Source organism: Sphingomonas sp. CBMAI 2297, from assembly GCF_029870595.1.
In the GTDB taxonomy this organism is placed as follows: Bacteria; Pseudomonadota; Alphaproteobacteria; order Sphingomonadales; family Sphingomonadaceae; genus Sphingomonas.
This window is the reverse complement of the sequence record NZ_JAPDIR010000017.1, coordinates 8,857-33,438: the sequence shown is the minus strand read 5'-3', so window position 1 is coordinate 33,438 and position 24,582 is coordinate 8,857. Positions and strand designations below refer to the sequence as shown.

The 24,582-nt window shown below is 70.0% G+C and carries 12 protein-coding genes; 6 read left to right on the top strand and 6 right to left on the bottom strand.

Going from position 1 to position 24,582, the window contains the following annotated elements; translation table 11 throughout:
* Window positions 1–19 precede the first annotated feature (19 nt).
* Genes nagE through OMP43_RS19195 form a run of 6 tightly spaced genes read right to left on the bottom strand, consistent with a single transcriptional unit; the run spans window position 20 to window position 10,089 of the window.
* The gene (gene nagE, locus OMP43_RS19220) at window positions 20–1,696 is read right to left on the bottom strand and encodes an N-acetylglucosamine-specific PTS transporter subunit IIBC (RefSeq protein WP_280281162.1); all 1,677 of its coding nucleotides are present in this window, start codon (window positions 1,694–1,696) and stop codon (window positions 20–22) included.
* Window positions 1,693–4,161, bottom strand: coding sequence for a phosphoenolpyruvate--protein phosphotransferase (gene ptsP / locus OMP43_RS19215; protein ID WP_280281161.1), 2,469 nt, complete (start codon window positions 4,159–4,161; stop codon window positions 1,693–1,695). The genes nagE and ptsP overlap by 4 nt, the downstream gene beginning before the upstream one ends.
* Entirely contained in the window at window positions 4,161–7,118 is a 2,958-nt protein-coding gene (galA, locus tag OMP43_RS19210; protein WP_280281160.1) for a beta-galactosidase GalA, read from the bottom strand. The genes ptsP and galA overlap by 1 nt, the downstream gene beginning before the upstream one ends.
* Complete coding sequence (gene nagA, locus OMP43_RS19205) at window positions 7,115–8,251, bottom strand: N-acetylglucosamine-6-phosphate deacetylase (protein WP_280281159.1); 1,137 nt, start codon at window positions 8,249–8,251, stop codon at window positions 7,115–7,117. Before nagA ends, galA begins: the two co-directional genes overlap by 4 nt.
* Window positions 8,248–9,285 (bottom strand): SIS domain-containing protein, encoded by a 1,038-nt coding sequence (locus OMP43_RS19200; protein WP_280281158.1) that lies wholly within the window; start codon window positions 9,283–9,285, stop codon window positions 8,248–8,250. Before OMP43_RS19200 ends, nagA begins: the two co-directional genes overlap by 4 nt.
* Before the next feature lie 3 nt (window positions 9,286–9,288).
* Window positions 9,289–10,089, bottom strand: coding sequence for a GntR family transcriptional regulator (locus tag OMP43_RS19195; protein ID WP_280281157.1), 801 nt, complete (start codon window positions 10,087–10,089; stop codon window positions 9,289–9,291).
* Between the two features lie 416 nt (window positions 10,090–10,505).
* Between OMP43_RS19195 and OMP43_RS19190 the strand changes: the two genes are divergently transcribed.
* The 6 genes from OMP43_RS19190 (at window position 10,506) to OMP43_RS19165 (ending at window position 24,553) form a co-directional block, all read left to right on the top strand.
* On the top strand, window positions 10,506–13,247 hold the full coding sequence (locus tag OMP43_RS19190; protein WP_280281156.1) for a TonB-dependent receptor: 2,742 nt from the start codon (window positions 10,506–10,508) through the stop codon (window positions 13,245–13,247).
* A gap of 180 nt (window positions 13,248–13,427) precedes the next feature.
* Window positions 13,428–15,737, top strand: a complete 2,310-nt coding sequence (locus OMP43_RS19185) for a family 20 glycosylhydrolase (RefSeq protein ID WP_348538613.1) — start codon at window positions 13,428–13,430, stop codon at window positions 15,735–15,737.
* The gene (locus OMP43_RS19180; protein ID WP_280281155.1) at window positions 15,734–18,304 is read left to right on the top strand and encodes a glycoside hydrolase family 2 protein; all 2,571 of its coding nucleotides are present in this window, start codon (window positions 15,734–15,736) and stop codon (window positions 18,302–18,304) included. Before OMP43_RS19185 ends, OMP43_RS19180 begins: the two co-directional genes overlap by 4 nt.
* Window positions 18,301–20,832, top strand: a complete 2,532-nt coding sequence (locus OMP43_RS19175; RefSeq protein ID WP_280281154.1) for a glycoside hydrolase family 3 C-terminal domain-containing protein — start codon at window positions 18,301–18,303, stop codon at window positions 20,830–20,832. Before OMP43_RS19180 ends, OMP43_RS19175 begins: the two co-directional genes overlap by 4 nt.
* The gene (locus OMP43_RS19170) at window positions 20,829–22,241 is read left to right on the top strand and encodes a glycoside hydrolase family 125 protein (protein WP_280281153.1); all 1,413 of its coding nucleotides are present in this window, start codon (window positions 20,829–20,831) and stop codon (window positions 22,239–22,241) included. Before OMP43_RS19175 ends, OMP43_RS19170 begins: the two co-directional genes overlap by 4 nt.
* On the top strand, window positions 22,238–24,553 hold the full coding sequence (locus tag OMP43_RS19165; RefSeq protein ID WP_280281152.1) for a GH92 family glycosyl hydrolase: 2,316 nt from the start codon (window positions 22,238–22,240) through the stop codon (window positions 24,551–24,553). The genes OMP43_RS19170 and OMP43_RS19165 overlap by 4 nt, the downstream gene beginning before the upstream one ends.
* Window positions 24,554–24,582 lie beyond the last annotated feature (29 nt).

The window sequence follows — 24,582 nt, the reverse complement described above, 5'->3', positions numbered from 1 at the left end:
TGGGGTGCTTTCGCCGGGTTCAGTCCACCACGAGAAGATGGAAGGTGCGTGCGGCGGGCATGATCACGGCGCGTGCGTTGGCCGCGAGCGCGCCCTGGTCGACGATCTCGGGATCCTGCACGACCACTCGAATCCGGCCGGGCCGATGCGATGTCTCGACGAGATTTGCCGCGCCCCCCAGCGCCGCCGCGATGGCGGCCGGAAGCGGAGTTCCGGCTTCCGTGCCCGGCTGCACCGGTGCCGCCGGGGCGGGGCGTCCGACGAAGTCGCGCATCTCCATGGCCAGCGTGTCCGCGATGCCGCCCACCACGACCTGGAGATTGTTGTCCGCCAGCTTGAGTATCCCGCGGGCGCCCAGGGCGCGCAGCGCCGGCTCGTCGAGCGCCGCCATGTCCTCGACGCGCAGGCGCAGGCGCGTCGTGCAGGCGTCGATGGTACGCAGATTGCCGGCACCTCCCAGCGCCGCGACGATCGCGCCGGCCCGGTCGCCGGCTGGCGCCACCGCCGGAGCGCCGCCCTCCTCAGCAGCCTCGCGGCCCGGCGTCTTCAGGTCGAACTTCAGGATCGCCCAGCGGAAGAGCCCGTAATAGATCGCCGCATAGGCCAGGCCCACGGGAAGGAGGAGCAGGGGATGGGTGGCGCGACCATAGTTCAGCACATAGTCGAACAGGCCCGCGGAGAAGCCATAGCCCAGCTTCACGTCGAGCAGGTGCATCACGACATGGGCCAGGCCGGTGAGCACCGCGTGCGCGACATAGAGCGCCGGCGCCAGGAACATGAAGCTGAACTCGATCGGCTCGGTCACGCCGGTCAGGAACGAAGTGAGCGCCAGGCTGAGCAGCATGCCGCCCACCGCCTTGCGCCGTTCCGGCGCGGCGGTGTGGTACATGGCCAGGCAGGCGGCGGGCAGGCCGAACATCATGACCGGGAAGAAGCCGCTCATGAAGGCGCCGGCGCTGGGATCGCCCGCGAAGAACCGCGTCAGGTCGCCGGTCTTCCCGGCATATTCGCCCACGACGAAATAGGCGATGTTGTTGAGGATATGGTGCAGGCCGGTGACGATCAGCAGCCGGTTGAGCACGCCGAACGCGAACAGGCCCCAGCCGCCCGCCGCGACGACGACGCGGCTCAGCTCGTCAATGCCTCCGCTGATCCAGTCATAGGCCGGGCCGAGCAGCGCCCCGATCGCCAGGCCGACGATGCCGGCGACGATCGGCACCAGGCGCCGGCCGCCGAAGAAGGCGAGATAGTCGGGCAGCCTGGCGGTCGAGAAGCGGTTGTAGCACGCGCCGCCGACCAGCCCGGCGACGATGCCGATCGGAACCTGCAGCTTGGCGATCGTCGCGGCTTTCCATGCCGCGGAGAGCGTGGCGGCGACGGCGTCGCCCGTGCCGGGCGGGATCGCTGCCGGCGGGACCGCGAGGAACACCTGGGCGGCATTGCCGATCACCAGATAGCAGACCACGCCCGCCATGGCCGCCGCGCCATTGCCGTCGCGCGCGAAGCCCGTCGCGACTCCGACGGCGAAGAGCAGGCCGATATGCGCGAAGATCGCGTCGCCCGCCGCGCTCATGAAGGGGAGGTCGAGCAGATCGGCCTGGCCGAGCCGGAGGAGCAGGCCGGCGATCGGCAGCACCGCGATCGGCAGCATGAGCGCGCGGCCGAGCGGCTGGAGGAAGGTGAGGGGGGATTTCATGCGGAGAGCTCCTCGGCGAACCGGCGCGCCAGTGCCCGGACCTCGGCCGCGGAGGCGCAGGCCAATGCCTGGCGGGCATGATCGGTTGCTGCCGTTAGGGTGAGCGTGGTGACAAGGGCCTTGGTGACGGCCAGCTGCGCCGGCGGCACGGAAAGGGTGCGCACGCCCAGGCCGATCAGGATGGGCGCCGCCATGGGATCGGCGGCGAGCCCGCCGCAAACGCTGACCGGCGTCGAGCCCGCCCGTGCGCAGGTCTCCGCGATCAGGCGCAGGACCGCGGGATGCAGGCCATCGAGCATCGCGGCGACGGCGGCATTGCCGCGATCCGCCGCCAGCGCATATTGGGTGAGGTCGTTGCTGCCGATCGACAGGAAATCGGCCTCGGCGGCGATGAGGTCGGCGCCGATCGCCGCGGCGGGCGTCTCCACCATCGCGCCCAGCGCCACTGCCTTGTCGCCGCGCAGCTTGTCGAGCACCGCGCGCACCGCGGCCATCTCGCCGGCGCTGGCGACCATCGGGACCATGATGCGCAGGGGCCCCTGCGCGGACAGGCTGAGGATCGCCGACAGCTGGGCTTCGAGTATCTCGGGGCGGGACAGCGCGACGCGGATGCCGCGAAGCCCCAGCGCCGGATTCTCTTCGGCCGGAAGCGCGAGATAGGGGGCGGGCTTGTCGCCGCCGACGTCCAGCAGCCGCACCGTGACCGGCCGTTCGGGCAGCGCGGCGAAGATGGCGCGATAGGTCGCGCTCTGTTCGTCGACATCGGGAGCGGCGGTGCGCTCGAGGAACAGGAATTCGGTTCGCAGCAGCCCGCAACCGTCCGCGCCGGCCGCCATCGCCGCCTGCGCATCGGCGACGGAGCCGCAGTTCGCCTGCACCGAAACGGGCACGCCATCGGCCGTCGCGACGGCGGCGCCGCCGATCGTCCGCGCGCGCGCCTCGACAGCGGCACGGCGCGCCATCGCGGTTTCCAGCCCGGCGCGGGCGTGCGCATCGGGGTCGACACGCAGGAAGCCCGCGTTGCAATCGATCAACAGGCTCGTGCCCTCGGCCACCGCTTCGAGCGGCGCGCCAACGGCCACGATCATCGGCAGGCCGATACCGGCGGCGAGAATGGCGACATGCGCGGTGGGGCCACCCCGCACGAGCGCGATGCCCGCGATCCGGCCGGTGTCGAGCGCGGCGAACTGGGAAGGCAGCAGGTCGTCGGCGAGCAGGATCGCGCCCTCCGGAGGCTGGGCCATGTCCGCCCGGGTCCCGAGTATCGCATGGGCGATCCGCTCGCCCACATCGAGCAGGTCGGCGCCCCGTTCCGCGATCCGGCCCTCGCCGGAAGCGCGCAGGACGGCCGCCTGGGCCTCCGCCGCCGCGAGGATCGCGAATGCCGCGCCTTCGCCCAGGTCGATCCGCGCCAGCGCCGCGTCGACCAGGCTGGGGTCTTCCAGGATCGCCCGATGCGCGGTGAATATGTCCGCCGCCTGTCCTTCGCCCTGGGACGCGGCCTCGAGCTCGGCCCATACCGCGCCGATCCCCTGCACCAGGTTGCTTCGCTCGGTCAGCACGCCCGCGCCCGGGCGGGCCGGGGCGGGCCGCTCGGCGCGCAGCCAGCAGGCGGGGCCGATCGCCATGCCCGGCGCGGCGCCGACTCCGCCGATGGCGCCTTCGGGGACGATGCTCTCCGGTCGCGCGACGGCGGCGGCGGGCTGGTCGGTATCGTGTTGCAGCACGTCCAGGACGCGCGTCACGGCTTCCTCGGCATCGGGGCCGCGCGCCACGATGGTCACCGCCGCGCCATGCCGCAGCCCCAGCCCGAGCATCGCGATCGAGCTCGCCGCGGAAGCCCGCCGCTCGCCATGCTCCAGAACGACTTCCGCCCGCAATTCGCGAAGCGCGGTGGCGATCCGGGCGGCGGGGCGGGCGTGAAGGCCGTGCGCGAGCGCGACGACGGCATCGCGCCGCCTCGCTTCGCCTGCCGCCGCCACGGAGCCGGCGCTGCCATTGGCCGCGGTGCGCGCGGCGATCCGCAGCACCGTCTCGCCGACCGCCACCATGCCGCCGGTATGTCGCGCCAGGATGTCGACGCCCGGGCCGGTCACGATGATCGGCGTGGCGGCGGCGCTCGCCCGCAAGGCCAGTCGATCGAGGTCGAAGCGGACCAGCGGATCGCCGGCGGCGACCGCGGCGCCGGGCGAGACCAGGACATCGAACCCCTGGCCGGCCATGCCGACGCTGTCGATCCCGATATGCATGAGCAGCTCCACGCCCTCGGCAAGGGTGAGCGCCACGGCGTGGCCGGCGGCATGAATGGACGAGATCGTCCCCGCGCACGGAGCGTGCAGCGTGTCGCCGATCGGCTCGATCGCGAGCCCGTCCCCGACCATGCCCTGGGCGAACACCGGATCGGGAATCTTCTCCAGCGGAATCACCCACCCGGCAAGCGGTGCGCCGAGCTCGACTTCGATCATCATCGTTTCCCTTTGTCCTCGGTGCCTTTGCCCTCGGTGCCTTTGCCCTCGGTGCCTTTGCCCTCGGTGATCGTCACGGGGCCGGCCAGGCCGCCGGTCTGGCCAGGCTCGAACCGAACCAGCAGCGTCACTGTCCGCGGCCCGTCTCCCGCCGGCAAGGCCATGGCGACGGGGCCGGGCGCGGGGGCGGGCTTCGTCGCCGCAAGATTGCCGTCCACCCATATCTCCGCCTGGCCCGCGATGGCGGCGAACCGGAGCGTGCCGCCCGCGCGGCGAACGGCGCGGCGCGGCGTGACGGCCGCGCGATAGACGCGCCAGCCCGCGCCCGCATCCGCCGGGGCACTGTCTCCCGGCGAGACGAACGCCCATGCATTATTGTCGCCGTCACGCGGGGCCAGCCCGGGATCGGGGCGCCCGGGCAATAGCGGCGAGCGCCGCCAGGCCGTGATCGACTGAAGCTGCTCTTCCGCCGCGACTCGCGGGCGGGGCGCGCGGGCCACCTTCTCCACCGTCGCCATCGCTGCGCGGAGCGACGCGGCCTCGGCGCGTACCAGCAGCGGCCCGGTGCCGGCATCCGCCCGCACAAGGATCTGCGCAAGCCCGTGGAAGAGCGCGCGGGAAGGCGCCTTTTCGGAGGCATGGCTGTTGGGATCGCCATTGCCCACTCCGATGATCGTGCCGCCGCGCACCGTGAAATGGGCGAGGCAATCGGCATCGGGCACATGGCGCCCCAACCGGTCGACCGCATCGACGGTGAACGGTTGGACATCTTCGCCGTCCGCCGCCATCTTCCGCCGTGCCGGCGTCAGCCTGAGCGCGACGGGCTCGCCCACGGTCTCGTGCACGGCGCGCGCGACCTCGCGGCCGCCGCGGCGGGCGATCGCCTCGATCCGTCCGGGGGCATAGGGCAATGTCCATTCGTTCCCGTTGATGCGATCGACGCGCGTCGTGCCGATCGTCCGGCCATTGAGGCGCAGCTCCACGCTGTCGGCGTTGCTCGTCACCAGCAGCTTCAGGGGCTGGCCTTCGCGCCCCGGCCAGGTCCAGTGGGGAGCGATCGCCACCACGGGGATGTCGTCGCGCCACTGGGCGCGGCGAATGTCATAGGCGGTCTTGGGAAAGCCGCAGAGATCGAGGATGCCGAAGAAGCTCGACGTCGTCGGCCATGCGAAGGGCGTCGGCTCGCCATGATAGTCGAAGCCGGTCCACACGAAGCCGCCCGCGACGAAGGGGCGGGCGGCGATCTCGGCCCAGCTGCGCCGATGGGTCGCCCCCCAGTCGGCCGCTTCGGTGTCGAGCGAGGACAGGACATGGGCGGCCGGATCGCTGGCAAAGGCGCCGCGCGTCATCATCGCGCTGGTGTCCTCCGAGCTGAGGATCGGCTTGCCCGGGTTCAGCCGATGATAGCGGTCATAGTCGTTGGGATAATAGTTGAACCCCATGACATCGACGACCTGCGACACGTTCTCGGGATCGTAGAAGGCGCCGTTCATGGCGGCGGTGGTCGGCCGATGGGGGTCGAGGCGGCGAACCGCGGCGACCATCCGGCGGACCATCTGCACGCCGGCATGGCTGCCCTGCATCGGCTCCTCGTTGAACACGGACCAGAGCATCACGCTCGGATGATTGCGGTCGCGCCGGACCATCCATTCGAGCTGGGCGAGATAGTCGGGCGCCGGATTGAATTGCCGGTTCTCGGCCATCACCAGGAAGCCCATCCGGTCGGCAAGGTCGAGCAGCTCGGCGGCGCAGGCATTGTGCGAGCAGCGGATGGCGTTGCAGCCCATGTCCTTCAGCCGGGCCAGGCGCCAGGCGAGCAGCGTGTCGGGCACGGCGACGCCAACGCCGGCATGATCCTGATGGAGGCAGACACCCTTGAGCTTGAGGTGCCGGCCGTTGAGCGACACGCCCCGATCGGGATCGAACGCGATCGTGCGAAAGCCGATGGCCAGGCGGCGCTCGTCGGCGGGAGCGCCCGGCCGGGTGACGCGGACCTCGAGAATATGGAGCGCCGGATCCTCGATCGACCAGAGGCCCGGCCGCCCGGCGGCGAGCGTCAGCTTGGTCTCGCTCCGCTCGAGCGGAGCGATCCGCGCGCCGGCGCGTGCATGCGCGATCTCTCGCCCTTCGGGGGTGCGCAGCACTGCTTCGACCGTCGCCTCGGCCGCGTCCGGCGCGACGCTTTCGAGCATGATCGAGACGGGCAATAGCCATTGGCCGTCCGCGCCGGGCACCGGGCTGGCATGGATGCCGTCCGTCGCGATCGATACCGCCGGGCGCCGCGCCAGCCATGCATGGCGATAGATGCCGGCGCCTTCGTACCACCAGCCTTCCATCACGGTCGCGTCGACCCGCACCGCGATGACGTTCAGGGCGTCGCCGAACCGGGCGAAGGGCGTGATGTCGATATAGATGCCGGTATAGCCGGACCAGCTATGGGCGACGACATTGCCGTTGACCCAGATGGTGGCATTGGTGGCGATCGCGCCGAACTGCACTTCCAGCCGCTTGCCGCGATCCGCCTCGTCGAGCCGGAACGCGCGCCGGTACCAGCCGATGCCGCGCTTGCGATAGCCCTGGCTGACATTGGCGGTCTCGACGACGGGCTGGAACGAGGCCCAATCGTGCGGCAGCGTGACCTGTTGCCAGTCGCTGTCGTCGAAATCGGGTGCCGCGGCGCCCGGTGCGGTGCCGGCCTTCACGCTCAGATAGGTGTCGTTGTGCGTCACCGGGGCAGCGGCCGGCACTTCGCCTTCGTGGAAGCGCCAGCCGAGATCGAAGCAGGTCCGCGACGGGTCGCTCTCGGGCAGGGGCGGGGGCAGCGCGTCGCTCGGCGGCGGCATGGGCGGCCCGAAATCGGCGGCGGAGACATGCAGCGCCGCCATCGTCGGGGTGCCGGCCAATGCCGTCGCGATCCCGGCCGAGCCGCCAAGCAGGGCGCGCCGCGTGCAGCTCATGCGGCGCGCCTGCCGCCGATCCAGGTCCCGCGCGGCCTGAAATGGCGATCCAGCTGCACCCAATCCGCGCGGAGACCCGGCGCCAGCGCTCCGCGCTCCCGGTCGAGCCCCAGAAAGGCGGCGGGATTGGTCGATGCGAGCGCCGATGCGGTCTCGCCGGTCAGTCCGAGCATCGTCACGCAGTTCGCGACGGCGCTCGCCATGTCGAGATCGGCGCCGGCAAGCGTGCCGTCGTCATAATAGGCCTTGCCATCGGCGACGCGGATCTGCCGGCCCTGGAGCACGAAGTCCTTCTTGCGCGCGCCGACCGAGGGCATGGCGTCGGTGACGAGCATCATCCGCTCGGTGCCCCGCGCGCGCATGGCGATGCGCAGCATGGCGGGGGAGACGTGCACGCCATCGACGATCAGCCCGCACCAGGGCGCGGGATCCTCGAGCGCCGCGCCCGCGATCCCGGGCTCGCGGTGATGCAGCGGCGGCATGGCGTTGAACAGGTGCGTGACTCCCGTAACGCCCGCCCCGAACGCGGCCCGCGCTTCCGCATAGCTCAGATCGGTATGCCCGGCGCTGACCCGGACCCCGGCGGCGACCAGCGCCGCGATCGCGCCGGCATCCGCGTGTTCGGGCGCGAGCGTCACCATGACGACGCCGCGATGCGGCCTGGTCAGCAGCGCCACCATTTCCGCATCGAGCCGGCGGAAATGCGCGGAATCATGGATGCCCTTGCGCGCGGCGGAAAGGCACGGTCCCTCGACATGGATGCCGACGACGCCCGCCATGCCCGCGGCGATCGCCGCGTCGCTCGCCGCAAGGGCCTGGGCGATGCGATCGGGGCGGTCGCTGATGAGCGTGGGAAGGAAGGCCGTGGTTCCGAAGGCGGCATGAGCGGCACCGATCCTGGCGATGCCCTCCACGCTGGGATCGTCGTTGAACAAGGTTCCGCCGCCGCCATTGACCTGGGTGTCGACAAAGCCGGGCATCAGCCACCCGCCGTCCAGGTCGATCGCGTCGCCGGTCATTGCCCGTTGCCGCGAGAGCGCCGTGATGCGGCCCTGCGCGACCTGGATTTCCGCGCCTTCCCAGGTCCGTCCGTCGACGACGATCTTGCCGTTGCCGAAGCGATAGGCGCTCATTGGGTTCGGGTGACCTTGGCGAGATAGGGGGGCTGGTCGGGATCGAGCCCGCGGGCGCGGGACAGCTGCTCGACCAGGCCGTAGAAGCTGGCCAGCTGGAGGATCGGCTCGAGCGCCGGATGCGCGGCCTCGGCGGGGAGGGGCGAAGCCGCGCCGGCGCGCGCCGTCAGCACGATCGCGCCGCGCGCCCGGAATTCCTCCGCCATCGCGGCAACGCCGTCGCCCGCGGTATCGGAGGTGGCGAAGGCCAGGATCGGAAAGCCGGGGCCGATAATGGTCATCGGCCCGTGACGGACCTCCGCGGAGCTGAACGCCTCCGCCTGGATCGCGCAGGTCTCCTTGAACTTGAGCGCGGCTTCCTGCGCGACGGCGAAGCCATAGCCGCGCCCGAGGACGAACATCTGCCGGGCGGTCGAAAGCGAAGCGACGCCGGCGCTCCAGTCCAGCGCCACCGCGCGGGCCAGCGCCTCCGGGAGCGCCTCGACGCCCGCGGCGAAATCCGCGTCGCCCGACCAGGCGGCCACCAATGCCGCCATGGCCACCATGGCGGCGACGCAGGACTTGGTCGCCGCGACGGAGCGCTCCGGACCGGCCCATAGGGGCAGCAGCGTATCGGCGCGCAGCGCGAGCGGGGATTCCGCGTCGTTGACCAGCGCGGCCACCGGGATGCCGGCATCCCGCCAGGCGTCGACCGTCGCGAGGAGGTCGGGGCTGCGGCCGGATTGCGAGATCGCGATGCACAGGGCATCGTCCGTCGCGACGCGCGCCGCGAATACCGACGCCACCGACGGGGCCAGGGAAGCGACCGGCACGCCGATCATCGTCTCGATCAGATATTTCCCATAGGTCGCCGCATGATCCGAGGATCCGCGGGCGCAGGTTCCGACGAGATGGAGCGGCCGGTCGCGCAACCGCCCCCCCAATGCGCGGAACGCTTCGCGATTCTCCGCGAGTTGCCGGGCGACGGTCGTCGGGATTTCCTGGGTCTCGCGGCGCATGAGGCTCGGCGCGGTCGAAATGCTGGTCGTTGTCACTGGCTAGAGATCCGTGAGTTCGGCGACGAAATCATAGGTGTCGCCGCGATAATAGGACTGGGTGTATTCGACCGGCCGCCCGTCGCGCAGGAAGCCGCACCGCTCGATCAGCAGCCCCGGCGTGCCGGGCTCGACCCGGAGCAGGCGCGCCTGGGAGCCGGTGAACGGCACCGCGCGCAGCCGCTGCAACGCGCGCACGGGGCGATGTCCAGTGAGGGCGAGCGCCGCGTACAGCGATTCCGAAACATCCTCGACGCCGCCCAGACAATAGCTGGGAACCGTCGAGAACTCGACCGCCATCGGCGCATCGTCGGCGATCCGGACGCGGTGAAAGCGCAGCACCGGTGCTCCCGGCGACAAGTTGAGCTGCATCGCCTCGGCGGGGGTGACCGCTCCCGCGGCCCGGAGGATCCAGGCGCTGCTCGCCACCTGGCCGCGGGCAGCCATCTCTTCGGAAAAGGAGCTGATCCGGGAGAAATTCTGCTCGATGCGGCGTGTCACCGTCGTGCCGGCACCCTGTTTGCGCGTGAGCAGCCCGTCTTCCGCCAGCTCGGCGATGGCCTTGCGAATGGTGATGCGCGACACGCCATATTCGGCCGCAAGGTCGCGCTCGGGCGGCAAGGCGGCGCCGGCCTCGAGCCGTCCTTCCGTGATGGCCCGGCGCAGCAGGTGCGCGAATTGCGCGTATAGCGGCTTGCGGTCGCGAGGCAGGAGCTCGCCCAGCCGCGCGTGCCCGCCCGGCCGGGCCAGGGGCGCCGGCGCGGTGTGCGTCCCGGCGTTCCGCAGCGCGATGCCCGCGGTCATGCCGCGATCGCCGCCGGGGCCCGGCTCGGGCCGGAACCGCGCATCGTCTCCGGCCGGTTCGGCAGGAGACCAATTCCGCTGCCCGAGGGATCATGGCGGAAGCGCCGCGACCGCACGGTCGGGAACTGCGCAGACATGCCCGTGTCGTTCATTTTTCCTCTCATCCGGCTCGAATCGCCTGGCGCAACATCAGGGGAAATTAGGCAAATGTCATGCTTCATTTTCATACACAAAACAAATTTCCAAAAATCCATTGCGCGATTGGTTCGTTCGTGGTTACACAATGGTCCCAAGGCGCCCCGGAGCTCGGATTCGACAGAATCGGCCAGGAGAGGCGTCAGAGAGACGTTCTGTATCCGCAGGGAATCTTGGGCCGGCGCCGTCGGCCATGCGATGCAAACGAGGGGGGTTAGTCAATGAATCTACGTCTTGAGTTCCTGATCGGCACTGCGCTCACCTGCGTGGCGATGCCTGCCTTCGCGCAGGATGCCGTGCCGTCGCAGCGTGAAGACGGCGCAAGCGGCGAGATCGTCGTCAACGGTATCCGCAAGAGCCTTCAGGACGCGATCGAGACCAAGCGGCGCGCCGACTCCATCATCGACGTGATCAGCGCCGAGGATGTCGGCAAGCTGGCCGACAGCAACGTCGCGGAATCGCTCGCTCGCCTGCCCGGCGTGACCGTCGACCACCAGTTCGGCGAGGGCGAGCAGCTGTCGATCGCGGGCGTGGAGCCGGCACTGAACCGGCTGACCATCGATGGCCATTCCGTCGCCTCCGCCGATTGGGGCGGCAACCCGTCCGATCGCTCCAGCCGTTCGTTCAACTACTCGCTGCTCTCGCCCACCATCATCAGCCAGGCCGTGGTCTACAAGACGCCCGAGGCGCGCCTCCAGGAGGGCGCGATCGGCGCCAGCGTGGATATCGTCACGCGCAAGCCGCTGGATCTCCAGCCGAACACCGTGGCGGTGACGGGCGGCGGCGAATATAATAGCCGGGCGAAGCGCGGCAGCTTCCGCGGCTCGGCGCTGTACAGCTGGCACAATGACAGCGGCACCATCGGTTTCCTGGGCGCGGTCAACTATGACAAGGAGCAGCTCAGCCGGGCAGGTTCCGCAGTCTATTGGTACCGCACCGGCGACGCGCTCCTCGAGCGCTATGCCCGCGACGGCTCCGGCAACATCATCTATGGCGCGGACGGCCGGGTGCCCGGCGGCCCGACGCTGAACGGCCAGCTGCCGAACGCGGCGATGATCGCTGAGTTCAGCAAGGCGCGCGTGGCGTCGTTCCTTGCCCGCGAATTCTTCCGTCAGGAGCGCGAGCGCATCGGCTTCTCCGGCGCGCTCCAGGTTCGTCCCGCCGACAATCTGACGCTCACCGCGACCGGCCTCGTCATTCGCGGCAACTACGACAACCTGTCGAACTCCGAATATACCTATGGCTATGAAGGGTCGCTCCTGCAGAGCGCGACCTATGCGAACGGGATGGTGACCTCGGCGACCTTCGCCGGCATCACCGGCAATGGCGCCACCGGCCAGCTCGACACCAATTTCCGCCGGACCCGCGTCAAGAACGACTCGCTTGCGCTGATGTTCGACTGGAAGCCGGGCGGGTGGGAGATCTCGGGGAATTTCGGCGCGACCCGTGCTTCGGGCGGCAAGGATCCCGAATATCTGCTCGACTTCCGCACACGGCAGGGCTTCACCTCGGGCACCAACGGCAAGAATACCTATGTCAACTGGCAGTTCCCGGCGAGCGACGCGACGCGCTGGCTGAGCAACTTCACCGCGCTCGGCGGCGAGAACCAGAGCGAGCCCGCGGTGCTCGCGGCCAATGGCGGCAGGCCGTTCTTCGGCCGTCAGATCGGCGGCATCACCTTCGCCGAGAAGACGCGTGACGCGGAGATCTTCGGCCAGGCGGACATCGCGCGCAATGTCAGCCTGGGGCCGATCAACCGCATCCTGTTCGGCGCTCGCTACGTCAGCCACACCAACAGCAGCACCACCCTTGGCGGCGCCGCGTTCACCAACCAGAACTTCACGCTCGCCGATCTGAACCCCTATGTCCTCGACGCCGATCTGTACAACGGCCTGGGCGTGAGCGGGAACGGCACGCCCTATGCCACGCTCGACAGCGACGCGATCCGGCGGACGCTGGAGAAATACGGCACGATCAACGTGAACCGCGGCCTCGCCAAGGACCGGTATTTCCGCGTGAAGGAGAACATCCTCTCCGGCTATGTGCAGGCCAATTTCGAGGCGGGCCGCTTCCGGGGCAATATCGGCGGCCGCTATGTCTTCACGCGCGACCGCTCGCAATTCTACGTGCAGAGCGGCGGCATCTTCGCGCCGACCACCGTCACCACCGACGACAACCGCTTCCTGCCGGCGGCCAATCTGATCTTCCAGGCCGGCGACAACGTCATGCTCCGCGGATCGGCCGCGAAGGTGATCGCGCGCCCGCGCTATTCGGACCTCGCCGGCTCGCTCTCGCTCGACGACACCACGCGCAGCGGCAGCGGCGGCAACCCAAACCTGAAGCCCTATGCGGCGACCAATTTCGGCCTGTCGGCGGAATGGTATTTCGCGCGCGCGAGCTATCTCTCCGCCGAGATCTTCTATCGCGACGTCTCGAACTATATCGGTAACGAGACGCAGGACGGTGTCCAGATGACCAACACCGTGACCGGCCGGACGCTGACCTATTCGATCTCGCGCCCCGTCAACGGCGGCAAGGCGAAGGTCACCGGTTTCTCGCTGACGGCCAACGCCAATCTGTTCTGGGGCTTCGGCATCCAGTCGAACTATACCTTCACCGATGCCGATACGGGCCTGCCGACCGGCCTGCCGTTCCTCTCGCGCGACGTCTTCACGATCGTGCCCTATTTCGAGAAGGGTCCGTTCCAGGCCCGCGTCAGCTACAATCGGCGTTCGAAATATTTCTACCGCTTCGGCCGGCAGCAGTCGCAGGACTATACCGATGGCTATCGCCAGCTCGACGCTTCGGTCTCGGTCAACCTCACGGACAAGCTGCAGGTCAGCGCCTCGGCGTCGAACCTGCTCGACGAAACCTATTATCAGTATAGCTCGGATCCGAAGTTCCCGACGGCGGTGTACAAAAATGGTCGCGTGTATTCGCTGAGTGCGTCGTTGCGCATGTAGGCGCGTTCCGGGCGCGGCGGCGTCTCGTTGCCGTGCCCCGTTACTTGAGTGTTCCCTGATGCCGGTGTCTCTCCTGTTCTGGCATTCAAACCTCGCCGCCCGCGGTACGCTGCGGGCGGCTTTTTGTGCGCTTCGGCGCTCTGCGAATCCCGACGTAGCCGCAGGAAAGGATGTTCCCCGATGAATGAACGCCGCCGTACCGGACTGATCCTGCTCGCGTCGCTGGTGCTCGGCATGCCGGGCGTGGCGGCTGGGGACCCCCTGCCGCTGGTGCCGCTGCCGGCATCGGTCGTTCCCGCCAGGGGGAGCTTCACGCTAGGCCCGGATACGCGGATCGGGACGGAGCCGGGCGATCGGGGAGCGGCGTCCGCCGCGCGCCTGCTCGCCGCGCAGCTGAAGCTGGTGCGCGGGATCGCGCTGGTCCAGGCCGACGGCAAGGCGGCCGTGCGCTTCGTCCGCGACCGGCGGATAAAGGGGAAGGAAGCCTATCGGCTGAGCGTGGATGCGGGCGGGATCACCATTGCCGCATCGGGCGATGCGGGCCTGGTCTGGGGCGCGATGACCCTGGCCCAGCTGGCGAGCCCGGACGGGCGCTTCGGCCAGCCCGCCACCATTTCCGGCGTGGTGATCGAGGATAGTCCGCGCTTCGCCTGGCGCGGGTTGATGGTGGACGTCGCCCGCCATTTCCAGCCGATCGAGGAACTCTACACCATCGTCGACCAGATGGCGGCGGTGAAGCTCAACACGCTGCACCTGCACCTGACCGACGATCAGGGCTGGCGCTTCGAAGTGAAGCGCTATCCCAGGCTCACCCAGGTCGGGGCATGGCGGTTGCCGCCCTCCGCCGGTGGCCCGGTGGGGAACCCGGTCGGCGGTTTCTACAGCCAGGCGCAATTGAAGGCGCTCGTCGCCCATGCCGCGGAGCGCGGCATCACGATCGTGCCGGAAATCGATCTGCCGGGGCATGCCCAGGCGCTGGTGGCCGCCTATCCCGAATTCGGCGTGTTCGGCGATCGGCCGCCGGTGAGCCATGACTGGGGCGTCAATCCCTATCTGCTCAATCCGGGCCCGGAAGGCGTTGCGTTCGTCAAGACGGTGCTCGACGAGCTCATGGCGATCTTCCCCGGGACCTATATCCATCTCGGGGGGGACGAGGCCATCAAGGACCAGTGGCAGCGCAGCCCCGCGGTGCAGGCGCAGATCGCGGCGCTCGGCCTGAAGGACGAGAATGGCTTGCAGAGCTGGCTGATCGACCAGTTCGGGGCCTATCTCGCGAGCAAGGGGCGGCGGCTGATCGGCTGGGACGAGATATTGGAGGGGGGGCTGCCGCCTTCCGCCTCGATCATGTCCTGGCGGGGCGAGAAAGGGGCGGTGGAGGCCGCCAATGCCGGCCATGACGTCGTGCTGTCGCCCGCGCCGATCCTCTATCTGGACAGCCTGCAGAGCGACCGTGGCGACGAGCCGCCCGGCCGGATCACGATCCAGTCGCTCGAGACGGTCTATGCCTATGAGCCGCTGCCCGCCGGGATCGCTCCGGACAAGGCGCGTCATGTGCTGGGCGCCCAGGGCAATGCGTGGAGCGAATATCTGGTGACGCCCTATCAGGTGCAGCACATGCTGTTCCCGCGCGCGGCCGCGATCGCGGAAATGGGCTGGACCCCCAGGCAGCGGCGCGACTTCGCGGATTTCGTGCCGCGCGTCGATGCGCAGATGGCGCGTTGGCGCCGTGGCGGAGTGGAAGTCGCGGACAGCGGCTTCGCGATCGGCTTCAAGCTCGACGGCACGCGCGGAGCGGCGCTGCGCGAGGGCAGGGCCAGGCTCTCGCTGGCGAGCCAGATCGGGTACGGCACGATCCGCTACACGATCGACGGCAGCGAGCCGCAGGCCTCGTCGCCGGCCTATGCCCAGCCGCTCGACATCGCGTTCGGCACGACGATCCGCGCGGCCGGGTTCCGCGCGGACGGCACGCCGACCGCGGCGCCGCGCAGCTTCGAGGTGACGCGTTCCGCGCTGCTCGCCCGGTCCGCGTCCGAGATGGTCGCCTGTCCCAAGGGCGCGCTCGGGCTGCGCGTGCCGCTTGCTTCCGAGGCGACGGCCAACCAGCCGGCATTCAACGTGAACCTGTTCGACACCTGCACGGCCTATCCCGCGGCGCCGCTCGACATCGCGCGCGGCTTCGTCGTCGATGTCGCGCGCCTGCCGCGCCACTACGGCCTGGCCCATGACTTCAAGGCAGTGCGCGCGCATTATAACGTGACGCCTTTCGGAGAGCTCGTGGTGCAGGTCGGATGCACGGACAAGGATGCGAAGCCGGTGGTCGCGGCGACGTTCCCGCTCCCGGATCCGGGCACGGCGCCGCAGCGCTTCACCTTTCGCGGCGCGCTGCCGAAGGGGGCAGGCGATCGCGATATCTGCTTCCAGTTCACCGCGCCGACTTCCGGCCCCTTCTATGCCGTCGAGAAGGCGCAGCTGGTGGAGCAGGGCGAATGAAGTGGCTCGCCGCGCTCCTGCTCCTGTTGCTCCCGGCGGGAGCGTTCGCCGCGCCGAAGGCGGTGACACGGCTCGACACCGGCTGGCAGGTGCGGATAGCGCCGTCGGACAAGGCCGCCGCGGCGGCGCATCCGCGCGCGGCCCGCTGGATCCCCGCCACGGTGCCCGGCAGCGTGCAGCAGGACCTGATCGCCGCCGGGCTGGTGCCCGATCCCTATCGGGGCACCAATGAGGGCGCGATCCAATGGGCCGGCCTGACCGATTGGGAATGGAAGCGGACCCTGGCGGTAACGCCGGCGATGCTCGCGGCCGGCCATCTCGACCTGGTATTCGACGGGCTCGACACCTTTGCCGAGGTGCGGGTCAACGGCATGCTGCTGCTCGCGGCGGACAATGCCCATCGCCGCTGGCGCGCCGACGCCAGGCCGCTCCTGCGCGCCGGCGACAACGAGATCACCGTGCTGGTCGCCTCGCCGATACGGCGGCTCCAGCCGATGGTGCTGGCCGAGGCGCATCCGCTCCCCGGGGAATATGACAGCGCGTTCGGCGACGAGCCGAAGGGGCGCCAGACCTCGCCCTATGTCCGCAAGCCCAAATATCAATATGGCTGGGATTGGGCGCCGCGCATCGTGACCGCGGGCATCTGGCGGGACGTGCGGCTCGAGCAATGGGATGCCGCCCGGATCGATCGCCTCCGGGTGGAGGCGGAAGCGCTTTCCGATGCCGAGGCGCGCCTGCTGGTGCGCCTCGAGGTGGTCGCGGGAACCCCGGGCGCCCGGCGGGTGCGGCTGGTGGTGACGACGCCGGCGGGCGAAGCCCTGGTCGTCGATCGCGCCGTCGTCCTGGCGCCGGGCCGGAATCTGGTCTCCGTCCCGGTTTCGCTCGCCGATCCGAAGCGCTGGCAGCCGGCCGGTTATGGCGATCAGCCGCTCTACCGGGTCGAAGCGGAGCTGGAAGGCGCGGACCGTGCCGCCACCCGCATCGGCCTGCGCACCGTCGAGCTGCTGCGCGACGGCGGCGCCTTCGGCTTTCGCATCAACGGGATTCCGGTCTTCGCCAAGGGCGCCAACCTCATCCCGTTCGACAATTTCCCGGCCCGGGTATCGGCCGGGACGATGCGGTCGATGCTTGCCGATGCGCGGGCGGCCAACATGAACATGATCCGCATCTGGGGCGGCGGCTATTATCTCGACGACGCCTTTTACGACGCCGCGGACGAGCTCGGGATTCTCGTCTGGCAGGACTTCATGTTCGGGGGCGCGGTGACGCCGCCCGACGCCGCTTTCCGGGACAGCGTGGCGAGCGAGGCCGATGAGCAAGTGGCCCGGCTGGCCAATCATGCCTCGATCGTCCTCTGGGCGGGCAACAACGAAGTGCTGTCGGGCTGGGAGAACTGGTCGGACCGCAAGGCCTTCAAACAGGCTGTCGGCCCCGAGGAGCGCGAGCGGATCGGCGTCGGCATGGCTGTGCTGTTCGACCGGGTGCTGCGCGACGCGGTGACGCGCAACGCGCCGGGGATTCCCTATTGGCCGGGCTCGCCCTCGACCGATTACCGGGGGCCCGTCGATACCGATGCGAGCGGGGACCGGCATTTCTGGGACGTCTGGTCCGGTTCCAAACCGGTCGAGCGCTATCTCGATTCCTGTCCGCGCTTCATGTCGGAATATGGCTTCCAGGCCATGCCCGGCCTTGCGACGATCCGCGAATTCGCCGGCGAGGGGCCGCTCGCGCCCGACAGCCCGGTCCTCAAGGCGCACCAGAAATTCCTGGCGGGCGAGGGCAATGCCCGGCTGCAATTCTATATCGACCAGCGCCTGCGCCCCGCGCGCGACTTCGCCGATTTCGTCTATCTCAGCCAGGTGAACCAGGCCCAGGCGATCGAGATGGCGGCGCTGCACCATCGGGCTTGCCGCCCGGTGACGATGGGGTCGCTCTATTGGCAGCTCAACGACAGCTGGCCGGCGATCTCCTGGTCGAGCATCGACCATGCCGGCCGGTGGAAGCTGCTGCATTTCGCCGCGCGGCGCTTCTTCGCGCCCCAGGCGATCGTGGCGGAGCACAAGGATGCGGTGACGCGCGTCACCCTGGTTTCGGACGCGACCGCGCCGATCGCGGCGCGCTGGCGGGTGCGCGCGATGACGATGGACGGGCAGCCGCTCGGGGAGCGGGCCGCCGAGATCAGCCTGCCGCCGCTGGCCGCGACCGAAGTCGCGCGTATCGACGATGCGGCCCTGTTCCGCGATGCGCCGGCCCGGGCCAGCTTCGCGGTGGCCGAGCTGCTGATCGGCGGGCAGGTCGTGCACCGCATCATCGTCGAGCGCGCGCCGCCCGGGGAGATGGCCTATCCCGCGCCGGGCCTGCGCGCGGCCTGGAAGGGGGATAGCGTGACTCTTTCGGCTACCGGGCTGGCCCGCGCGGTGATGCTCGACTTCGGCACGGTCGCGGCCCGGCCGAGCGACAATGGCTTCGACCTGCTTCCGGGCGAGAGCGTGACCGTCACCATCGCGTCCGAGGCCAGCCGTGCGGCGCTGGCACGCGCGCTGACCCTGAGGAGCCTCGCCCGATGATCTGGCTTCTGCTCGCCCAGGCGGTGCCGGCCGCCCCCGATCCGGTCGTCGAGACGGTCGCGGCGATGACGCTGGAGGAGAAGGCGGCGCAACTCCAGTCGACCGCCCCCGCCGCGCCCGATGCCGGGCTGCCCGCCTATGACTGGTGGAACGAAGGGCTGCACGGCCTGGCGCGCAACGGGCCGGCCACGGTGTTCCCCCAGGCGATCGCGCTGGCGGCGACCTGGGACCCCGATCTGCTGCGCCGCGTCGGCGATGTGGTGTCGACCGAGGCACGGGCGCGGTTCAACGCGCGGCCGGCGGGCGCCGATCGCCGCATCTATGAGGGGCTGACGATCTGGTCGCCCAACATCAACATCTTCCGCGATCCGCGCTGGGGCAGGGGGCAGGAGACCTATGGCGAGGACCCCTATCTGACCGGCAGCCTGGCCGTGGGCTTCATCCGCGGCCTGCAGGGCCCCGATCCGCGCGCGCCCAAGGTGATCGCCACGCCCAAGCATCTCGCGGTGCACAGCGGCCCCGAGGCGGGCCGCGACGGCTTCGACGTGGATCCCTCGCCCCGCGACCTCGAGGCGACCTATCTCCCCGCGTTCCGGAGGGCGATCGCCGAGGGCAAGGCGCGATCAGTGATGTGCGCCTATAACGCCGTGCACGGCGTTCCCGTCTGCGCGCTGCCGTCGCTGATGGTGGAGCGGGTCCGGCGCGACTGGGGGTTCCAGGGCTTCTCCGTTTCCGATTGCGATGCCGTCGCCAACATCCATCTCTTCCACCATTATCGCCTGGGCGGCGCGGCGGCGTCCGCGGCCGCGCTCAAAGGGGGGACCGACCTCAATTGCGGTTCCGCCTATGGCGCGCTGCCCGCCGCGGTGCGCCAGGGCCTGCTGCGCGAAGACGAGGTGGATGCCGCGCTGGTCCGGGTCCTTTCGGCGCGGCGCGACCTGGGAATAGCCTTTGGCGCGCGCTCGCCCTGGTCCGCCATCCGCCCCGGGGAAGTCGCGACGCCGGAGCACCGCGCGGTCGCGCTCGAGGCGGCGCGCAAGTCGATCGTGCTGCTGCGCAACGAGCAGGGGCTGCTGCCGCTCGATCCGCGCACCCGGCTGGCGGTCATCGGCGCCAACGCCGACGATCTGGGCGTGCTGCAGGGCAATTATCACGGCACCGCCGTCGATCCCGTCACGCCGCTGGCCGGCCTGAGGAAACGCTTCGCCAGCGTCGCTTACGCGCAGGGCTCGATCCTCGCGGAAGGCGCGCCGGTGGTGATGCCGGACACCGCGCTCCAGGAGCTGCGCGCCGAATATCAGGTGGACGGCAGGACGGTCCTGGCGCGCGCCGAGCCCAGGATCGATCTGGACCTCAACCGCGCCGCGCCGGGGCCGGGCGTCCCGGTCACCGGCTGGCGCGGTCGCTGGACCGGGCGCTTCGTGCCGCCGGGTCCCGGCCGCTACCGCCTGGTCCTCGACCAGGCCCAGTGCTGGAAGGACTGCACGCTGCACGACACGATCACGCTCACCCTGGGCGGGCGCGTGCTCCATGCCGGCACGCTGCCCAAGGGGCGGGTGGAACTGACGATCGACAGCGACGGATCGGCCCAGCCGATCGCGCTCGAGCTCGACCATCGCAGCGAGGACGAGAGCCTGCGCCTCCTCTGGCTGCCGCCCGCCGAGCCGCTGCTCGCCGAAGCGGTGGCGGCGGCGAAGGCGGCGGGCGTCGCGGTGGTGGTCGTCGGCCTGTCGCCCGATCTCGAGGGCGAGGCGCTCCAGGTCCAGGTGCCCGGCTTCGTCGGCGGCGATCGCACCGACATCGCGCTGCCCGCCCCCCAGGCGCGCCTGGTCGAGGCGATCCGGGCGACGGGCAAGCCGATCGTGCTCGTCCTGGCGAGCGGCAGCGCGGTGTCGCTCGATCCGGGCCAGGCCGATGCGATACTCGCGCTATGGTATCCGGGCGAGGCGGGGGGAATTGCGCTGGCCGATACGCTGGCGGGCGCGAGCAACCCCAGCGGGCGCCTGCCGGTGACCTTCTATCGCGCGACCGGCGATCTGCCCGCCTTTATCGATTACGGCATGAAGGAGCGCACCTATCGCTACTTCACCGGGCAGCCGCTCTGGGGCTTCGGCCATGGCCTGAGCTACACGCGGTTCAGCTATTCCGGCGCCGCGGTCCGCGCCGGCGGCACCGGCGAGCCGGTGACCCTGACGGTCCGGATCGCCAATGCCGGGAGCCGTCCGGGCGAGGAAGTGGTGCAGGCCTATGTCGTGCCGCCCGCCGATGACGAGGCGCCGGTGATGACCGATCCCGTCCTGCAACGGCAGCTCGCCGGCTTCGCGCGCGTGCCGCTGGCGCCGGGCAAGGGGCAGACGGTTTCCCTCACGATCGATCCGCGCGGCCTGTCGAGCGTTGCGCGCGACGGCACCCGGCATGTCCTGCCGGGGAAATATCGCTTCTGGATCGGCGGCGGACAGCCCGGCGACGGACCCGGGCAATGGGTCGAGGCGACCTTGCCGGGCAGCGCGCTGGAACTGCCGAAATGATGGACCGGCGCGGCATGCTCGCCGCCGGGCTGGCGTTCGCGGCGGCGCGCCCGGCATGGGCAAGCGCCCCGGCCTTTGCCTCGCAGCGCCCGCCCATCGGCGAGCGGCGCTTCACCAGCCCGGCGGTGGAGCGCGAGATCGCGCGCGTGTCGGCCCGGATCGGCGACCCCAAGCTCGCCTGGATGTTCGCCAATTCCTGGCCCAACACGCTCGACACCACGGTCCTGCGTGCCGGCGAGCAGGACAGCTTCGTCGTGACCGGGGACATTCCCTGCCTGTGGCTGCGCGATTCGTCCGCGCAGATGAAGCCCTATCTCCATCTGGCCCGGGAAGATGCCCGGCTCGCCATGCTCCTGCGCGGCCTGATCGCGCGGCATGCCCGCTCGGTGCTGATCGATCCCTATGCCAATGCGTTCATGGAGGATCCGCTGGCGCGGACGAGCCTTTCCTGGGCCGTCGATGACGATACCGAGATGAAGCCGGGCGTCGCGGAGCGGAAATGGGAAGTGGATTCGCTCTGCTACGTCATCCGGCTGGGCCATCAATATTGGCGGGCGACCGGCGATGCGCGCCCCTTCGATGCGACCTGGGCGGAAGCGATGCGCGTGATCGTGCGGACCTTTCGCGAGCAGCAGCGCAAGACGGGGCCCGGGCCCTATCGCTTCCGCCGCAACGCCCCGCAGCCGACCGAGACCTTGCTGTGGAGCACCGGCAATCCCACCCGGCCGACCGGGCTGATCCATTCCGGCTTCCGCCCATCGGACGATGCCTGTCTCTATCCCTTCCTGATCCCGGCCAATCTGTTCGCCGTCACTGCGCTGCGCGAACTGGCGGCGCTATGTTCCGAAGCGCGCCCCGATCCTGCGCTTGCGGCCGAAGCCATGGCGCTCGCCGGGGAAGTGTCCGCCGCCTTGCGCGCGCATGGCACGATGCGCCTGCCGGGCGGCCGGCGCGTCTGGGCCTATGAAGTCGACGGCTATGGCAATGCGGTTTTCCTGGACGACGCCAACGTCCCGTCGCTTTCCGGCCTGGCCTATCTGGGCTGCGTGAAGCCGAGCGACGCATTGTGGCGCCGGACGGCGGATGCGGCGTGGAGCAATGCCAATCCCTGGTTCTTCCGGGGGCGCGCCGCCGAAGGCATTGGCGGCCCCCATGTCGGAAGCGGCCAGATCTGGCCGATGTCGCTGATCGTCCGGGCGCTGAGCGCCGGCGACGACGCGACGATCCGGCGATGCCTGAAGACGCTCCGCGACACCGATGCCGATACCGGCTTCGTGCACGAGGCCTTCGACAAGGACGATCCCGCGATCTTCACCCGCAAATGGTTCGCCTGGGCCAATGGGCTCTTCGGGGAGTTGATCGTCCATCTGGCGGACGTGCGCCCCCATCTCTTGAAGGAACCGCTATGAACCTGTCGCGTCGTCAGCTGTTTGCCGGCAGTGCCCTGGGCGCAGTCGCCGCCGCCCTGCCGCCCGCGGGGGCGATCGCGCCGGCGGCGCCGAACCTGTTCGTCGGCACCGGCGGGGACGGCCATACCTATCCGGGCGCGACCCTGCCCTTCGGCATGGTCCAGCTCTCGCCGGACACCGATGTCGAGCGCTGGGACACCTGCTCGGGCTATCATCGCAGCGACACCTCGATCATGGGCTTCAGCCACACGCACCTGTCGGGCACCGGCATCGGCGACATGCTCGACGTGCTGGTGGTGCCGACCCGGGGGCCGCTGCACCTGTTGCCGGGGCCGCTCGCCGATCCGGACGCCGGCTATCGCCAGCGCTTCACCGACGAGCGTGCCGAGCCTGGCTATTACCGGGTGACGCTGGAGAGTGGCGTGCAGGCGGAGCTGACCGTCACCGAGCGCACCGGCTGGCATCGCCACAGCTTCCCCAAGGGACCGGGCCATATCCTGATCGACCTGTCGCACATGATCCGCGACAAGTCGGACCAGGGGTGGCTCGTCGACGACGCGCATCTCGCCATCGATGCCGAGGGCACGCTCACCGGCGGCCGCCGCGTGTTCCGCTGGGCCAAGGGGCGGCGGATCTTCTTCGCCATGCAATTCTCCCGGAAACCCGATCGCATCGCATTCTATGGGGACGAGGATGCCGAGCAGCCCGCCGGCGCGACCGGCGTCGCCGGAAAGCGAGTCAAGGCGGCGCTGTTCTACGACGATGCCGGCGCCGCGCCGATCCTGATCCGCTGCGGCATCTCGGCGGTCGACATGGCCGGCGCGCGCGCGAACCTGGCGCCGCACGCGACGCACTGGAATTTCGATCGGGTGCGGAACGCGGCGGCGGCGCGGTGGAATGCGGCGCTGGGCAGGATCGCGGTGGAGGGCGGCACGCCGGACCAGCGCGTGATCATGGCCTCCGCTTTCTATCACGCACAGCTTGCGCCGACGCTGCTTTCCGATGTCGACGGGCGCTATCCGGGGCTCGACGGGAAGATCCAGCGGGTGCCGGCCGATGCCGCCGCCTATAGCAGCTACTCGCTCTGGGACGTCTATCGCGCGCAGCTGCCGCTGCTCACGCTGGTGGCGCCGGAGCGGAGCAAGGCCTTTGTCGACGATCTGATCCGCCAGACGGCGCAGTCGCCCTTCGGCCCGCTGGTCTGGCCGCTCCAGGGCAAGGAGACCGGCACCATGATCGGCTGGCACGGCGTGGTGCCCCTTGCCGAGGCGCAGGCCAAGGGCATTCCCGCCGACTATGCCGCGGCCTGGCCGGCGATCCGCCGCCGGAGCTTCGATTTCTCCGCGCCCGACAAGGACAACAGCCTGGGCCGCGACCTGTACGACGCCAAGGGATATGTGCCGGCGGACAAGGTGTTCGAGAGCGTGAGCCGGACGCAGGAATATGCCTATGACGACTGGGCGTCCTCGCACCTGGCGCGCGCGGCCGGGGCGGGGGAGGACGCCGAGCGGTTGCGCAAGCGCTCCGCGAACTGGCGCAACGTGATCGACGGCAGGATCGGCTTCGCGCGCCCGCGGTTCGACGATGGCAGCTGGTGGGCGCCCTATGATCCGATCCAGCTCGGGCACATGCCCAAGCCCTGGTGGCGCGACTATACCGAGGCGAATGGCTGGCAGGCGACGTTCCTCAACCAGCACGACGTCTATGGGCTGATCGCGCATATGGGGGGCGATGCCGCCTTCGAGGCGAAGCTCGATGCGCTGTTCAGCGCGCCGTCGACCCTGCCGGCCAATGCGCCGCCCGACATTGCGGGGCTGGTCGGGCAATATGCCCATGGCAACGAGCCGGACCAGCACGCGCCCTATCTCTATGCGTTCACGGGCGCGCCCTGGAAGACGCAGGCGATGGTTCGCCGGCTGTGCACCGAGATGTACCAGAACGCGCCGAAGGGCATCATCGGCAACGATGATTGCGGCCAGATGAGCGCCTGGTTCGTGTTCTCGGCGCTGGGCTTCTATCCGGTGGACCCGGTCGAGGCCGTCTATGTCTTCGGCTCGCCGCTCTTCACGCGCGCCAGCGTTGCCCTGCCGCGGGGACGCACGCTGACCGTCGAGGCGCCCGGCAACTCGGCGGAGACGCCCTATGTCCATGCCGTCAGCTGGAACGATCGCCCCTGGTCGAAGAGCTGGATCTCGCACGCCGATCTCGTCCAGGGCGGGACGCTGCGCTTCACGATGAGCGCGCGGCCCAACCCCGCATTCGGCCGCGCGCCGCAGGACCGTCCGCCGTCCGGCGGCCGGCTCCCGGCATGAGCCCGGCCCCCGGCTTCGTCCCGCACATG

Coding starts and splice junctions, on each gene's coding strand:
- nagE (WP_280281162.1), bottom strand. CDS start 1,696: ATGAAATCCCCCCTCACCTTCCTCCAGCCGCTCGGCCGCGCGCTCATG.
- ptsP (WP_280281161.1), bottom strand. CDS start 4,161: ATGATCGAAGTCGAGCTCGGCGCACCGCTTGCCGGGTGGGTGATTCCG.
- galA (WP_280281160.1), bottom strand. CDS start 7,118: ATGAGCTGCACGCGGCGCGCCCTGCTTGGCGGCTCGGCCGGGATCGCG.
- nagA (WP_280281159.1), bottom strand. CDS start 8,251: ATGAGCGCCTATCGCTTCGGCAACGGCAAGATCGTCGTCGACGGACGG.
- OMP43_RS19195 (WP_280281157.1), bottom strand. CDS start 10,089: ATGACCGCGGGCATCGCGCTGCGGAACGCCGGGACGCACACCGCGCCG.
- OMP43_RS19190 (WP_280281156.1), top strand. CDS start 10,506: ATGAATCTACGTCTTGAGTTCCTGATCGGCACTGCGCTCACCTGCGTG.
- OMP43_RS19185 (WP_348538613.1), top strand. CDS start 13,428: ATGAATGAACGCCGCCGTACCGGACTGATCCTGCTCGCGTCGCTGGTG.
- OMP43_RS19180 (WP_280281155.1), top strand. CDS start 15,734: ATGAAGTGGCTCGCCGCGCTCCTGCTCCTGTTGCTCCCGGCGGGAGCG.
- OMP43_RS19175 (WP_280281154.1), top strand. CDS start 18,301: ATGATCTGGCTTCTGCTCGCCCAGGCGGTGCCGGCCGCCCCCGATCCG.
- OMP43_RS19170 (WP_280281153.1), top strand. CDS start 20,829: ATGATGGACCGGCGCGGCATGCTCGCCGCCGGGCTGGCGTTCGCGGCG.
- OMP43_RS19165 (WP_280281152.1), top strand. CDS start 22,238: ATGAACCTGTCGCGTCGTCAGCTGTTTGCCGGCAGTGCCCTGGGCGCA.